11 protein-coding genes are annotated in these 13,188 nt (G+C 49.8%); 5 read left to right on the top strand and 6 right to left on the bottom strand.

What is annotated here, in order from left to right:
• The first annotated feature begins 3 nt into the window (after positions 1 to 3).
• From UM181_12895 to UM181_12885, 3 genes are all read left to right on the top strand, one after another.
• A complete protein-coding gene (locus tag UM181_12895) occupies positions 4 to 1,059 on the top strand; it encodes a methyltetrahydrofolate cobalamin methyltransferase (protein ID WQC62212.1) in 1,056 nt (351 codons plus the stop codon).
• A gap of 141 nt (positions 1,060 to 1,200) precedes the next feature.
• Positions 1,201 to 1,524, top strand: coding sequence for a hypothetical protein (locus UM181_12890; GenBank protein WQC62211.1), 324 nt, complete (start codon positions 1,201 to 1,203; stop codon positions 1,522 to 1,524).
• A gap of 152 nt (positions 1,525 to 1,676) precedes the next feature.
• Complete coding sequence (locus tag UM181_12885; GenBank protein ID WQC62210.1) at positions 1,677 to 2,297, top strand: hypothetical protein; 621 nt, start codon at positions 1,677 to 1,679, stop codon at positions 2,295 to 2,297.
• 279 nt (positions 2,298 to 2,576) lie between these two features.
• Here the strand turns inward: UM181_12885 and UM181_12880 are convergent, their stop codons facing one another.
• Positions 2,577 to 2,756, bottom strand: a complete 180-nt coding sequence (locus UM181_12880; protein ID WQC62209.1) for a hypothetical protein — start codon at positions 2,754 to 2,756, stop codon at positions 2,577 to 2,579.
• 507 nt (positions 2,757 to 3,263) lie between these two features.
• Between UM181_12880 and UM181_12875 the strand changes: the two genes are divergently transcribed.
• Together UM181_12875 and UM181_12870 are read left to right on the top strand one after the other, a co-directional pair.
• Entirely contained in the window at positions 3,264 to 4,292 is a 1,029-nt protein-coding gene (locus tag UM181_12875) for a proline racemase family protein (GenBank protein WQC62208.1), read from the top strand.
• Between the two features lie 431 nt (positions 4,293 to 4,723).
• A complete protein-coding gene (locus UM181_12870; GenBank protein ID WQC62207.1) occupies positions 4,724 to 5,200 on the top strand; it encodes a hypothetical protein in 477 nt (158 codons plus the stop codon).
• A 111-nt stretch (positions 5,201 to 5,311) separates the two neighbouring features.
• Here the strand turns inward: UM181_12870 and lpdA are convergent, their stop codons facing one another.
• The 5 genes from lpdA to UM181_12845 all read right to left on the bottom strand — a co-directional run bounded on the left by lpdA (position 5,312) and on the right by UM181_12845 (position 13,152).
• Complete coding sequence (gene lpdA, locus UM181_12865) at positions 5,312 to 6,706, bottom strand: dihydrolipoyl dehydrogenase (protein ID WQC64755.1); 1,395 nt, start codon at positions 6,704 to 6,706, stop codon at positions 5,312 to 5,314.
• 73 nt (positions 6,707 to 6,779) lie between these two features.
• A complete protein-coding gene (locus tag UM181_12860) occupies positions 6,780 to 7,355 on the bottom strand; it encodes a DUF924 family protein (protein WQC62206.1) in 576 nt (191 codons plus the stop codon).
• Positions 7,356 to 7,450: 95 nt separating this feature from the next.
• Positions 7,451 to 8,722 carry an MFS transporter gene (locus UM181_12855; GenBank protein ID WQC62205.1) on the bottom strand — a complete coding sequence of 424 codons (1,272 nt, stop codon included), beginning with the start codon at positions 8,720 to 8,722 and terminating at the stop codon, positions 7,451 to 7,453.
• A gap of 86 nt (positions 8,723 to 8,808) precedes the next feature.
• Entirely contained in the window at positions 8,809 to 9,867 is a 1,059-nt protein-coding gene (queA, locus tag UM181_12850; protein WQC62204.1) for a tRNA preQ1(34) S-adenosylmethionine ribosyltransferase-isomerase QueA, read from the bottom strand.
• A gap of 9 nt (positions 9,868 to 9,876) precedes the next feature.
• Complete coding sequence (locus UM181_12845) at positions 9,877 to 13,152, bottom strand: DUF3971 domain-containing protein (protein WQC62203.1); 3,276 nt, start codon at positions 13,150 to 13,152, stop codon at positions 9,877 to 9,879.
• Between the last annotated feature and the right edge of the window lie 36 nt (positions 13,153 to 13,188).

The raw sequence follows: 13,188 nt of genomic DNA, 5'->3' as shown, positions 1-13,188 counted from the left end.
ACCATGACGCGCACAGTCGTTGAATCAAAGACAAAAACAGCAACACTGGGGTTTGATGAACCGTTTTGTGTGATTGGGGAGCGCATCAACCCGACGGGCCGCAAAAAGCTTGCCGCAGAATTAGAGGCGGGTGATTTTTCAACCGTTGAAAAAGATGCGTTGGCGCAAGTCGCCGCGGGCGCCAATATTTTGGATATCAATGCGGGGGTGGTCTATAACTCCAACCCAAACCCGAATGAAACCGAACCCCCTTTGATGAAGCAAATGATCGAACTGGTGCAAGGCCTAACCGACGTACCGCTTTGCATCGACAGCTCGGTTCCTGAAGCGCTTGAAATGGGCCTTCAAATGGCAGAAGGCCGCCCGCTTTTAAACTCGGTGACCGGCGAAGAGGATCGCTTAGAATTTGTTCTGCCTTTGGTGCAGAAATACAATGTGCCCGTGGTCGCGATTTCAAACGATGATACCGGCATCTCGGAAGATCCGGATGTGCGCTTTGCCGTCGCCAAAAAAATTGTTGAACGGGCCGCTGATTTCAACATTCCCGCCTATGATATTGTTGTTGACCCGTTGGTTATGCCGATTGGAGCAATGGCCACAGCGGGCCAGCAAGTCTTTACATTGGTGCGTCGCCTGCGCGAGGAATTGGGCGTAAATACGACCTGCGGTGCTTCAAACGTATCGTTTGGCCTGCCAAACCGCCATGGGATCAACAACGCCTTTTTGCCCATGGCGATGGGCGCGGGGATGACCTCTGCGATCATGAACCCGGTTGCTTTGCCTGTGACCCAAGCCAAAATTGCCGAGAAGAAGGCCGCGGTCGAAGCTGCTGGAATCATTCTGCCCCCCGAAATGGATGACGAAACCTTTGTCACCCTGTTCGGCCTTGGATCCACCCAAGCGCGCCCCGGCAAAGAGATGGAGGCCATACGGGCCGCCAATTTATTAACCAATAATGATCCGCATGGCGGCGCATGGATCCAGTTTAATAAACCCGCTGGCAGCGGCGGCGAGGCCGGCGGGCGTGGCGGCAGACGCGGCGGGCGGCGGCGCGCATAAGCGCGCTGTTTGCCACATCTGAATAAAGTGTTCAAAACAGGCTGACCTGCCCAGCTTTGCCGAACAGGTCTTAGAGTTTGCTTCAAGTCGTGCAAATTTTTTGGGAAACTCGAAACTGCATTAAGGCTCTATGCGCGGCAAATGGGGTTTTATTCAGGTAAGCCGAAAGATTGGACAGAAAGCTGTACTGAAATCTTAAACAAACGCAATATTTCGCTGCGCTATCCAAATATCGACGGCGGTGAGTTTTTGATCGAAGCGCTTCAACAAATGGGGCCATTTACTTACATGCAGAGCGGAGAATTAACCTCTCAAAGCTGGGCCGAAATCACTGCGTTTTGTAGCTGCTCCGATTTGATCGAAACCACGCGAGAGGCGCAGCTATTACATGGGTTGTCTCAGGAGTTTTGCGAAGGCCATCGGCGCGGGGTAAATCCGCTCGGAATCGAGCCAATGGCCGAATAGCGCAGGGTTACGGGTTTGAAACACAGGTTTTCAGCCACAAAAAAGCCCTTTTTCTATGGTGAGGAGGTTTGCATATCATTGCCTTAGTGCAGCGAAAATGACCGCAGTATTTTAACGTAACCAATAGTATAGATGTTTTTGTAAAGAGTTTCATGTCGTTAAAGCGTTTCAAAATCCTCCTAGTAACCTGTATGATGTTCACCAAGCCCGCACTGGCAGAAGAGGTAGATCAATGCCCTTTTGTTTTAGGAGAGAGCGTTGAAGCTGTATCAAGAGCGAGACTGCAAGAGTTTGCAAACACCTTTCCTCTAAAGAAATCGCAGTTTGAACCCATCGCAAAATTTAAGGCGCGACAAGAGCGTTCTGTGAAAAACGCCATTCCATCCTTCGCAATTCTGCCGACAGAAACGCTAAGGGATGAATTGTACTATAATGCGGACGAGGAATATTTTTTTTACACTGATCAGTTCTTCTCAAGCGCTAGCTATCTGCCATACGACCCTGTAGGAGAACTTTTCAACGTCGATGAGGAGTCCGAGCCCCATCTGCAAGGGATTGCCCATTCGGTTTTCATAGAGAGAAAGGTTACCAGCGATTTCTTTTTAGTTCCTAGAGTGACGTATAATAATATCAAAATTTATGGCGAACATATTTTTGATAATCATGACACTATCAAAACCCGTAACGGCAAACGCTATTCAGTGGACAGATATTATGGCTATGAGCCTGTAGATATTTTGGAAGACGAAACTTTCTTTACTAAACTGTTCTGACCCTTTCACATTTTGCCGTGTGACATTAACGATGCTAAAAAGTTTTATAATGGTGTGCAAACTTTTACTGCAGTGGATATGAAATCGACTGTCATTTTTTCAGAAGTTAAAACGTGGCCAGCAAATTCGGACTTTCGAGAAGACAGAACCATTAATAACATATTAATAAAGGCTGATATTATTTGTTCATCCTTGGTTGATCATCATGGCAAAGTGACCCAGGTTCTGACACCTATGATTGGTTACGTAGAGTATGAGGATTATAGGTAGTTATCGCTATTAAAAACTGATGTCCAAGATTTCAGAAACATCATTGCCCTTTCTATCTTCATCCTGATTAACCCGTAATTCTTCCATGCTTGCGCTGCGCTGGATAATCCAAGCGCCATAAGCGCTGCTTAAGTAATCTTCATTACAATGGCTCAGAAAAAACCTTTGGTTGAAAAGACCAAGGGTCACTCAAGTTGTTACAATTTCAAAAAGGAGGCCTCATGGTTGATTTTGCAAAGCTCGTGCTTGAGTTGGATACATCAGATCTTGAGCAGGGCGAGGCGAAGCTAAAAACTTGACCGTAGCCGGTGATAAGGCCGAAAAAAGCGCGAAAAAACTGGGCTCATCGGCAAAGGCCAGCGCTGCGCAGTTAAAACAAGCAACCAAACAAGTCGAAAAATTCGGCAATGGCCTTAAGATCAGCGGCGGGCATACAGCCAACCTTACCGCACAGCGCATAGCAGGCGGCAGATAGCACGCAATAAATACAAAAACACCCAAGAACGGGCTTAAAACAACCCACTGCCACGCTTTGATCCAAATCAATTGCTTTGGATCGACCCAAAATATCCCTGCACAGATCATCCCATAATGACGGGCATTGCAATTCTTTACGGCGCAAAGCTGATCTCCGCCAAATCGCTCTTGTAAGCGCCGGCAATCACCCGCATCCTCGCCATATAAAGCGGAGGATATATGCGAAGTTCAAAAACCATCCACGTCATCTCGGCGCATGCAGAAGGCGAAGTTGGAGATGTGATCGTTGGGGGCGTTGCGCCGCCGCCGGGCGCCACGATCTGGGAGCAACGAAACTGGATCGCAAAAGATGAAACGCTGCGTCAATTTATGCTGAACGAGCCGCGTGGCGGCGTATTTCGCCACGTCAATCTTTTGGTCCCTCCCAAAAGCCCGGATGCCGCCGCCGCTTTCATCATCATGGAGCCCGAAGATACTCCGCCGATGTCCGGCTCAAACTCGATCTGCGTGGCCACTGTTTTGCTCGATGGCGGCCTTCTTCCGATGCAAGAGCCGATCACCGAATTTAGCCTTGAGGCCCCCGGAGGGCTGGTGCAGATTAAAGCCCAATGCAAGAACGGGAAGGCTGAACGGATATTTGTTCAAAATCTTCCCAGTTTCGCCCAACAAATTGCCGCGCCCCTTGAGGTTGCTGGGATTGGCACGCTGAGCGTCGACACAGCCTTTGGTGGCGATAGTTTTGTGATGGTGGATGCCGCCGCTTTAGGATTTCAAATTGCCCCGGATGAAGCCGCTGATCTTGCCAAATTGGGCCGCAAAATAACCGACGCGGCCAACCAGCAATTGCGCTTTTCTCATCCCACCAATGCCGATTGGAGGCATTTTTCGTTTTGCCAATTCGCAAGCCCATTGGAAGAAGATCAAGAGGAGCTGCGGATGAAATCTGCTGTGGCCATTCAACCAGGAAAGATTGACCGCTCGCCAACCGGCACTGCCCTCTCTGCGATGATGGCTGTTCTGCATAAAAAGGGCAAAATGCGCCTCGGCCAAACGCTCACAGCGCACTCTATCATCGGGTCAGAGTTTGCCGGACGCATTGTGGGTCTGTCTGACGTAAATGGCACCGCGGCCATTCTACCTGAAATAAGCGGCCGTGGTTGGATCACTGGCATTCACCAGCATATGCTGGATCCAGATGACCCATGGCCACAGGGCTACCGCCTATCCGATACATGGGGCGCAAATTAACATATGGCGGCAGAGCACTTTTTTTATGGGCAACCTCAGCGTTTTCCGCGCAGGATTAAAAGTAAAGATCCGTTTTTTTGAAATTGACTTTGCAAAATTCAGATAAAAAACCTCTTTGAGCCAACTTACCATACGCTGAAAAATATTTTTCCTGACACAGGCCCGATTTCTTGACCTCAAATCAAATCCTACATGATGAGAAGACGCGCCAGCAAGAAGATCGCCGCCGATGAGACAAAACGCCCAGCAAGCATAAGCAGGCCAAAATTAAAAACAAATTTTGAAAATAAGAAAAAACACCCTGACGCAAGAATGCCTCACTTTTAACATTTTTCCATGCCCATGGTGTTCCTGCACAGCGAAAAACTGAAACAGCGTCTGTCTCAGTCACGGCTGAGCATATGGTTAATTAGTTAAGTGGAGAGATTTTTATGAAGAAAGTCATATTGGGGATCGTTGCTTATGCGATTTTTGGGACGATGGCCGTGGCGCAATCTCCGGGAAGAGATCTAGCGGCGCTTGCCTTTGCCAGCGAGGATAGCAATGAGGACGGGTTTGTCAGTCTGGGCGAGCATCAAGAACAGGCTATAAACATATTTCTGTCAATGGATGCCAATGATGACGGACTGCTCAGCTGGAGAGAATTTTCTTTTTGGGGATTTGGAATGGAACTTATTGCGGATGACTCGCAGCGGTCACAGGCCTATGAAACTGCAAGAAAAGTTGTGTTTGACCTTTGGGATCGCTCAGATGACTGGAAGCTTACCCAAAAAGAGCAGCTGCGTGGCATAACCGCAGATTTTTTTCAAGCCGATGAAGATCGCGATGGACGATTATCAAAGGATGAGATGCTGAAACACTCAATTATCAATGTCACGTTACGCTCAGCGCTCAGGTTGGACCAATAAAAAACGCGCACATCTGCCGCAGTTCAAGCGGGCAAGCCGCAGACTAGTGCAAATCTTTGGGCGGCGGAGTGCAACGCATTTAGCGAGTTTGTGCTGCTCGCCCGATATGGTCTAAACGTGGATCACCTGATCAAACGCATCCAACACGCTTTCATGCATCATTTCAGACAGCGTCGGATGTGGGAAAACCGTTTCCATCAAATCTTGCTCTGTGGTTTCCAATTGACGCCCGATCACATAGCCTTGGATCAACTCGGTCACCTCGGCGCCAATCATATGGGCCCCGAGCAATTCGCCCGATTTTTTATCAAAAATGGTTTTTACCAATCCCTCAGGCTCGCCTAAAGCGATGGCTTTGCCATTGCCGATAAATGGAAACCGCCCAACTTTAATCTCATGGCCCTTCTCGCGCGCTTGCGCTTCGGTATACCCGACGCTGGCGATTTGAGGATGACAATAGGTGCAGCCTGCAATTGTTTCGGGGCGCACGGGATGCGGCTTTTTACCCGCAATTAACTCGGCAACCATAACCCCTTCATGGCTGGCTTTATGCGCAAGCCATGGGGCGCCAGCCACGTCGCCGATTGCGAAAATGGTTGGGATAGAAGTGCGGCAGCAAGCATCGGTTACGATATGGCTGCGATCAACAGCAATGCCCGTATCTTCCAAGCCTAAATTTTCAACATTCCCCAAAATTCCAACCGCAGAAATAACCGTGTCAAACGTTTCGGTGGTGATTTTACCGGCCTGTTCAATATGCGCCGTCACTTTGCCCTTTGCCCGATCAAGTTTTTTGACCATGGCCTTTTCCAGAATATGCATGCCCTGCTTTTCAAACTGTTTTTTCGCAAAAGCACTTATTTCGGCATCTTCTACGGGCAGGATCCGGTCCATAACCTCTACAACCGTGGTATCTGTGCCCAGCGTGTTGTAAAAGCTGGCAAATTCAATTCCAATCGCGCCCGACCCAATAACCAATAGTTTTTTGGGCATGCGGCTCGGCGTCAGCGCGTGCTTATACGTCCAAACCAGATCGCCATCGGCTTCAAGCCCGGGCAATTCGCGCGCTCTGGCGCCCGTGGCCAGAATGATATGCTTGGCTTTCAGCGTTTCCGTTTTGCTCTTCGTCGTTACATCCACGCTGGTGGCGCTTGAGATACGCGCCTCGCCCATCAGGGTGGTGATCTTATTTTTCTTCATCAAGAAGCCAACGCCTTGATTTAACTGTTTGGCAATTCCGCGCGAGCGCGCCACCACAGCCTCAAGATCGTAATCGATGCCTTTGGCGCTTAATCCGAATTCTTTTGCACGCTGCATTAAGTGGAACACCTCCGCCGATCGCAACATCGCTTTGGTTGGAATACAGCCCCAATTGAGACAGATGCCGCCCATATGCTCGCGTTCGACAATGGCGACTTTCAAGCCAAGTTGGGCGCCCCGTATTGCAGACACATAGCCGCCGGGCCCCGCCCCAATAACCACCAGATCAAATGCACGCTCTGCCATCACTTCCCTCATCTCAAAGAATTTGTTTAACGTTAAACTAAATTGGAATCGAGTTCAATGGGCCAGCACGAAATCAAATCGCAACGGTCAAATTTTGAAACAGGCTGCCATAGCCGCCATCGCGAATAAAATCAGTTTCGGCCTGGCTGCTCTTGCGCGACAACGCGCTGTTTCTTTCAGGAAACCTGCCAAAGTTACGAATAACCTCACGATGTGCTCTGGCATGCAGCAAATTTTGGCCGCCGCCATCGCACATGCGCTCTTTGAGCAAACGCACGCATCGATCCTGATCGATCAAATTCTCAGAATGCATCAGCGGCAGGTAAAAAAATTGCCGCGCAGGTTCATCAACGCGCAAATCCCATTTCTGATTGATGGCCGATTTTGACGCCGCCAAGGCCACAGTATCAGATGAAAAGCCTTTATCTTGACCACGAAACATATTGCGCGAAAATTGATCTGCGAGAATGATATAAGCCAAAGCCCCGCTCGGATATGTCAACCACAAGCCATAGCGTCCCTGCATCAATTCGCACCAAGCAGGCTCAAAGCGATGCTTGATTTCCGCATCAAGGTCCAAATCAACAGAATACCATTTTTCTGGCGCAGTCTCATCAAGCCAGAATTTTAAGATCTGATCAGGGGCCATGGCCGCTCCCTTATTTTGCTACAGTTCTTCTGTGGTTTTTATTAATGAAAATGAAAGGTTTTTCAATATTTTTCTATATATAGATGTATAAAACTTCATCCATCAACATCTTGGCTTTCTTCTTCTTCTTCCAGCGCGGTCTCAATCGCGATTTCTTGCGCGAACTCAACCGATAAAAGAGACGCCGTGGGCATAACAGTTTGATAGGCATTTGCCTCTTCGACGGATGGGGCCGCCCGCTGCGTGCTGCGATAGGCCGCGTAAAGCGTAAGACCTGCCATCAAAAGTGAAATAAGCACAAAAAACCCAAAGGCTCCGATGGCCTGCATAACCCATCCAACGATCAAAGGACCGGCAATTGCACCAATCCCATTGATGAACAGCAAACCTCCAGAGGCCGATACCATATCATCATATTCTAAAAAGTCATTGGTATGTGCAATCAGCAAGGAATAAAGCGGATTTGACGTCCCCCCTACGATGAAGGCTGAAACCAATAACAAAGTAAAATTCTGCCCCATAAACACCCCAATAAGCGCCCCAAAGGCCCCGATTGCAGCCACACTCATGATCAAGCGGCGCCGGTCCATTCGATCAGACAACCAACCAATCGGGTATTGTAGGAACACCGCCCCAATATAAAAAGTAGCAACGAAAAGCGAAATCTCACCCAGCGACAAACCCACTTCCGCCCCATAAACCGCCGCCATGCCAAATTGTGCTGAAAACACCCCGCCCAGCACAAACATCCCCGCGCAGCCCAAAGGTGAGGTTTCAATCAGCTTTTTCAACGGCATTGGGTTGGTGGTTTCAAAAGCGGGTGTCGGGCTGATCGACAGAAGGATCGGCGCAAATGACACGGAAACGAAAACCGAAATGATGATAAATAACGCATAGCCTCCAGGATCACTGGTGACCAATAAGCCTTGCCCAACAACGATCCCCACCATTTGTAATATCAAATAGAGCGAAAGGGATTGGCCACGGTTTTCATTTGTGGCGGCGTTGTTCAGCCAGCTTTCAGCGATAATATAAACGCCGCAAAAACAAAACCCGATGACCAAACGCCCAAACATCCAAAAAATCGGATTTAAATATAATGGAAACAGCACCAGCACAGCCGAAATGAAGGAGGCAAGCGCCGCAAAGACGCGCACATGGCCAACGCGGCGAATGAGCGAGGGCACCATACGGCTGGCGCCCAAAAACCCAACGAAATAGGCGGACATAATCAGTGACATTTCGAAAGGTAAAAACTGCTCTATGCCGCCACGCACCCCCAACAAGGTGCTTTGCAGACCGTTTCCAACCATTAACAACATCATGCCCAATAAAAGGGCCCAAGAATTCTTAAAAACTGACAGCATGGGAAGGCTCCAATCACCACGCAGAACGACAGGCAGAACGGTAGAAAGGCCCGCCTGTTCACCCTAATCGAATCGCTTACTTCTGTCTATCTCTGTGGAACCAAAAGCGAGGAATCACCATAGGAAAAAAACCGATATTTCTGTTTTATCGCATGGGAATAAATGGATTTCATCTGTTCAAGCCCGATAAGCGCTGAAACCAGCATCAACAATGTTGATTTTGGCAAATGAAAATTGGTCATTAATGCGCTTGCAACGTTGAATTGGAAGCCAGGAAATATGAAAATATCGGTTTCCCCCGTCCACGCCTCAATCTGGCCGCTGCGCCGCGCAGCGGTTTCCAGCAAACGCAGCGCGGTTGTTCCTACTGGAATAATGCGCCCCCCCGCAGCCTGCGTTGCGGCTATTTCTTCGGCGGCTTGCGGGGAAACACTTCCCCATTCAGAATGCATCTTATGGCTTCGAATATCCTCAACTTTTACGGGCAGAAAAGTGCCCGCGCCCACATGCAACGTCACATAGGTTATGCCAATCTTTTGCTCCGCCAATTGCGCCAAGAGCGGCGCATCAAAATGCAGCGAGGCCGTGGGCGCGGCCACAGAGCCTTGATGCCGCGCGAATACGGTTTGATAATCCTGTCGATCTTGCGCATCAGCGGCTCGTTTTGACGCGATGTAAGGCGGCAAAGGCATCATCCCAAAACGATCTAGCGCGCTCTCAAACGCCGCTTCGCTTCTATCAAAGCGCAGCACTGCTTGCCCTTGTTGTTTGTCGAGCAACTGCGCCGACAGGCCACCGGCGAATTCGATCCTCTCGTTAAGGGCGACTTTTCGCAACGGCTTGATCAGCGCCATCCAATCGCCATTCTCTTGCCGATGCAGCAATGTCACCTCGATCCGGGCTTCGCCACTGCCACCTGAAGCGGCGCTGCGCCGGCGAATGCCGCTGAGGCGGGCCGGAATGACTTTCGTATCATTCAGAACGAGGCGATCTTTAGGACCGAGGTAATCCAGCAAGTTTGCCACAGACCGATCCGCGAGCCCTTCCCCATTTGACACCAGCAATCGGGCCGAAGAGCGCGGAGAAACCGGCCGCGTGGCAATCAATTCTTCGGGTAGCTCAAAATCAAATTCTGTTAAGTTCATCTTTTGCGGTCACTCAAGTTTGGGGGGAGGGCGCCGGAACACATCGCGAAAAATCCCGGGCGTTAAAATCGACAAAGGGTTAACCTCTAAACTGGGCTGTCCTTTTTTTCCATCTAAGTTAAAACTAAAGCCAAAGAGACCATCGCCTTTTCTGGTCAGAGCCGAGCCAATACCGTTGATAAAGTAGATTGGCGATAAAACCCCCTGCATATCAAGGCTCTCTGCCTTTCGATTGTAATAGCCATCCAAAGACAAACCGATGGACGGCCCAAACGCAGAGGCTGATTCAACAATAATTTCTTCCTCAGTGCTTCTGAATTTGGCATCCACCTCCGTTAAAAGAATACCCGGCCCTGTCAATTGCTCTAATAGGCCAACAATGCTGATTGCGTTCAAAAGCTCTGCAAAAACGGGCGCTTTTTGAACTTTGACATTCCGGATTTCCAAAAGCCCATCAGTTTCACCCATTTGCTGCGTTGGACTTAAATTTAATTTCAGCCGCCCACCTGTGGCGCTTTGCAAAGCTCCAACCGATGTCAGCAAACGCCCTGCCTGTTCTGACGTAACGTCCAATGCCGTGCGGCCATAAAGCGGCGATAAAACTGCCTCAATGTGTGCCACGCCGTTCACTTTTGCCGAAAACGGACCCGACAATTGCGGTGCGCTGATCAAATCCGCACGAAATTCGGTAAGTTTATTTTCACCCAATACCACCTCATCCAAAGCCACCTTCAACGCAAGCGGCGCCGTCTGCGCACCGCTTGTTTCGGGCATGCCTGCCATCAGATTTGGAAAATTAAGCCATCCGCCAAATATTTCAACGCCCATCGCAGGGTCAAACTTGCCGAACACATCCAGCGTATCATCGACTCGAAGCTTAGACACTGATAACGATTTAAACTCCCCTGGTTCCGCATAATCTACCGCGCCCTCCAAATTCAAACCAGCGCCGGTTAGGGAGAATTGATCGGTCAGCGCCCGCGTATTATAGCGCCCCGTCAGCAGAAATTGAGCAGGTTTATTAGCCGGTTTTTGCCAATTTATTTGCTTTGCGTTTACTCCTAAGCCCACCAAATCAGAGCTGAGCGAAAATGATGCTTCTGCGCCGCTTGGCAAGCTTGCGGTTATCCGGGCAGGGCTGCTGCCGCTGATCAAGCCTTCGATCTCAGCCCCTGTAAAGCGGTTTACCAATTCAGAGGAAAGATCCAATTCAGCCTCAAGCAGGGCGGGCACATCCGCCTGATCTGGGCCCAATCCCTTTTGAAACTTTGCCGTGAAAGGTACCTGGTCAAACCGGCCTGTTCCGATGAGTTCCAATTGCTTGGGAGATAAAGCGATTTGCACCAAATCACTCGAGATCACAGCGCCTGTGTCACCGAGCTCACCTTCAAAATTCTTCACATCGCCTTTCGCAAAAATTTCAACAGAGTCGCCGCCATTTTCAACCATCGAAAATGAAACAGACGCGGTCAAAGCAACCTCGCCCGCCCCCGGTATTTTGGGAATTTTTGTTTCGCTATTTCGCGCAGACACGATGATATCAACAAGCGGCAGCACATCCGCCAGCTGCCCCGACACGACAACATCCGCCACCCCATCCGATGGGATTTTTTTCGTATCGGGGATCACGAAGCGCGTTCCGGAAACATCGACTGGCCGGGCCCCGCTGGCGGTCATAAATCCGGCACTCAAATTCGTTGCAAGCCGATTTGAATTTGACGAAAATTGCCCCCGCGCCCGCGTGATCATCGGCAATGATTTTGTAACCCGTAGCGCAGTATCCTCATAGGCGAACCCAAGCTCTAGCACAGGGGGCTGGCTTGCCGGCAATCTCCAGGCGAAACGCACATCACGTAAGCTCGCATGCTGTACATTTTTTGACACCCAATCTCTGGATCTGGGTTTAAATCCAGCGGGCCAATACTCCATTAAGGCGGCCTTGGTTAAAACTGGGCTGCGCGCGTCGAGCGCCACAGACCAACCCAGCGCCTCAGCGCTCACCCGCGCCTGACCCCGAACTGAAATCTCTTTTGCACTGTTTGTTGCGTAAAACTGCCCAATATCAAGCTGAAACGGGGTTAAATTTAGACGGAAATCAACCAAAGCGTCATCCAAGATAACTGCATCGAGTTGACTGTTCTGAAAGTTTGCTTTCGCCTCGGACAATCTAAGTTGGCCAAACAAGCTATCGGGCCAAGCCTCATTCATCTCAAGCGCGGCGTAACCTTGCCCCAGAAACGACACATCAGAACCTACAACTTTAATTTGATCAAACTCTAAACGGCGATCCAGCGGATCATAGGTGAAATACGTTTGCGCCGATTCAAACTGGATCGGCACCGCTGTTTCATTGGGTCTGACCACGCCTTGCTTTACCTGCAAACTCACGCTGAGCGCCCCCAAAGCGCCTGATCCATCTATCGCGCCGCTTATCGCGCCGGAAATTGGCCCCTCAACCGCGTTCAACCATGCAAAAAAGGGCAGCTGGCTCGCCATGTCCTGCGCTGGCAAATCTTCGAACGCGACATCAAATTGTGCAGCGCTCTCCCCAATTTGTCGTTCGAGGCCCAGGCGCAAGCTCGCATAATCCGCTCCTCCAGCCAGCAGCCCCATGCTGACGTCAAGCGATAAAGCCGCCCCTTGTTTTTTCAAAACAAGCCCTGCCCCATCAATCACCCAATTTCGCCGGCTGAGAAAATCTTGATAAGTAATCGCAATGTTATTGATCGCAATTGTCTTCAAACTTTCAAAGAGGGCGGATTGTACTATTTGATCCATCGGCATGATCAATGTTGGAAACAGCGTCATCGCCACATCGCTTGGCTTCAAATCCACGCTTTGAACGTAAATATCGCCCGTCTTCTGCCGGCTTAACGCCATAAAAACGCCATCAGCTATGAGCGTTTCTGGCCTGATCTGACCCTCTAAAAGCGCTGGTAAATTCAGTTCAACGCGCAGGGCTCTTACATCAAGCGGCGCATCTAACGCCCCTGGCAACGAAATCGAAACATTCTCAAACTGAAATTGAGGCGCCCAGTTTTCAGATAATGTCAGGAATAAATCAGAAAACTTAACTTCAACGTCTGGAAGATTTTCGCTTAAAACGCTCGCAATGCGTTCTTCAACCCAGTATGGCAGCGGAAGATCGCGACCCTTTAAAACCGCGATCAACAGCAACAAACACAGGATCAACGCTCCCAAAAGCGCGCTAAGCGCAGAGACCAATGCAGCAAGCCAGCGCCAGGGATGACGCGCAACGATCACTTTCTTCCCTTCTTCGCTCACTCTTTTATCACCCTACTCTTTTTTCGCAGTCATTTA

The sequence above is a fragment of the Alphaproteobacteria bacterium US3C007 genome, assembly GCA_034423775.1.
In the GTDB taxonomy this organism is placed as follows: Bacteria; Pseudomonadota; Alphaproteobacteria; order Rhodobacterales; family Rhodobacteraceae; genus Thalassovivens; species Thalassovivens spotae.
The sequence above is the reverse complement of the archived record's forward strand: the minus strand, read 5'-3'. Positions and strand labels throughout refer to the sequence as shown.

What these genes read in the sequence shown, in the direction of transcription:
- UM181_12895 (WQC62212.1), top strand. Translation starts at nt 4, where the DNA reads ATGACGCGCACAGTCGTTGAATCAAAGACAAAAACAGCAACACTGGGG.
- UM181_12890 (WQC62211.1), top strand. Translation starts at nt 1,201, where the DNA reads ATGGGGTTTTATTCAGGTAAGCCGAAAGATTGGACAGAAAGCTGTACT.
- UM181_12885 (WQC62210.1), top strand. Translation starts at nt 1,677, where the DNA reads ATGTCGTTAAAGCGTTTCAAAATCCTCCTAGTAACCTGTATGATGTTC.
- UM181_12875 (WQC62208.1), top strand. Translation starts at nt 3,264, where the DNA reads ATGCGAAGTTCAAAAACCATCCACGTCATCTCGGCGCATGCAGAAGGC.
- UM181_12870 (WQC62207.1), top strand. Translation starts at nt 4,724, where the DNA reads ATGAAGAAAGTCATATTGGGGATCGTTGCTTATGCGATTTTTGGGACG.
- lpdA (WQC64755.1), bottom strand. Translation starts at nt 6,706, where the DNA reads ATGGCAGAGCGTGCATTTGATCTGGTGGTTATTGGGGCGGGGCCCGGC.
- UM181_12860 (WQC62206.1), bottom strand. Translation starts at nt 7,355, where the DNA reads ATGGCCCCTGATCAGATCTTAAAATTCTGGCTTGATGAGACTGCGCCA.
- UM181_12855 (WQC62205.1), bottom strand. Translation starts at nt 8,722, where the DNA reads ATGCTGTCAGTTTTTAAGAATTCTTGGGCCCTTTTATTGGGCATGATG.
- queA (WQC62204.1), bottom strand. Translation starts at nt 9,867, where the DNA reads ATGAACTTAACAGAATTTGATTTTGAGCTACCCGAAGAATTGATTGCC.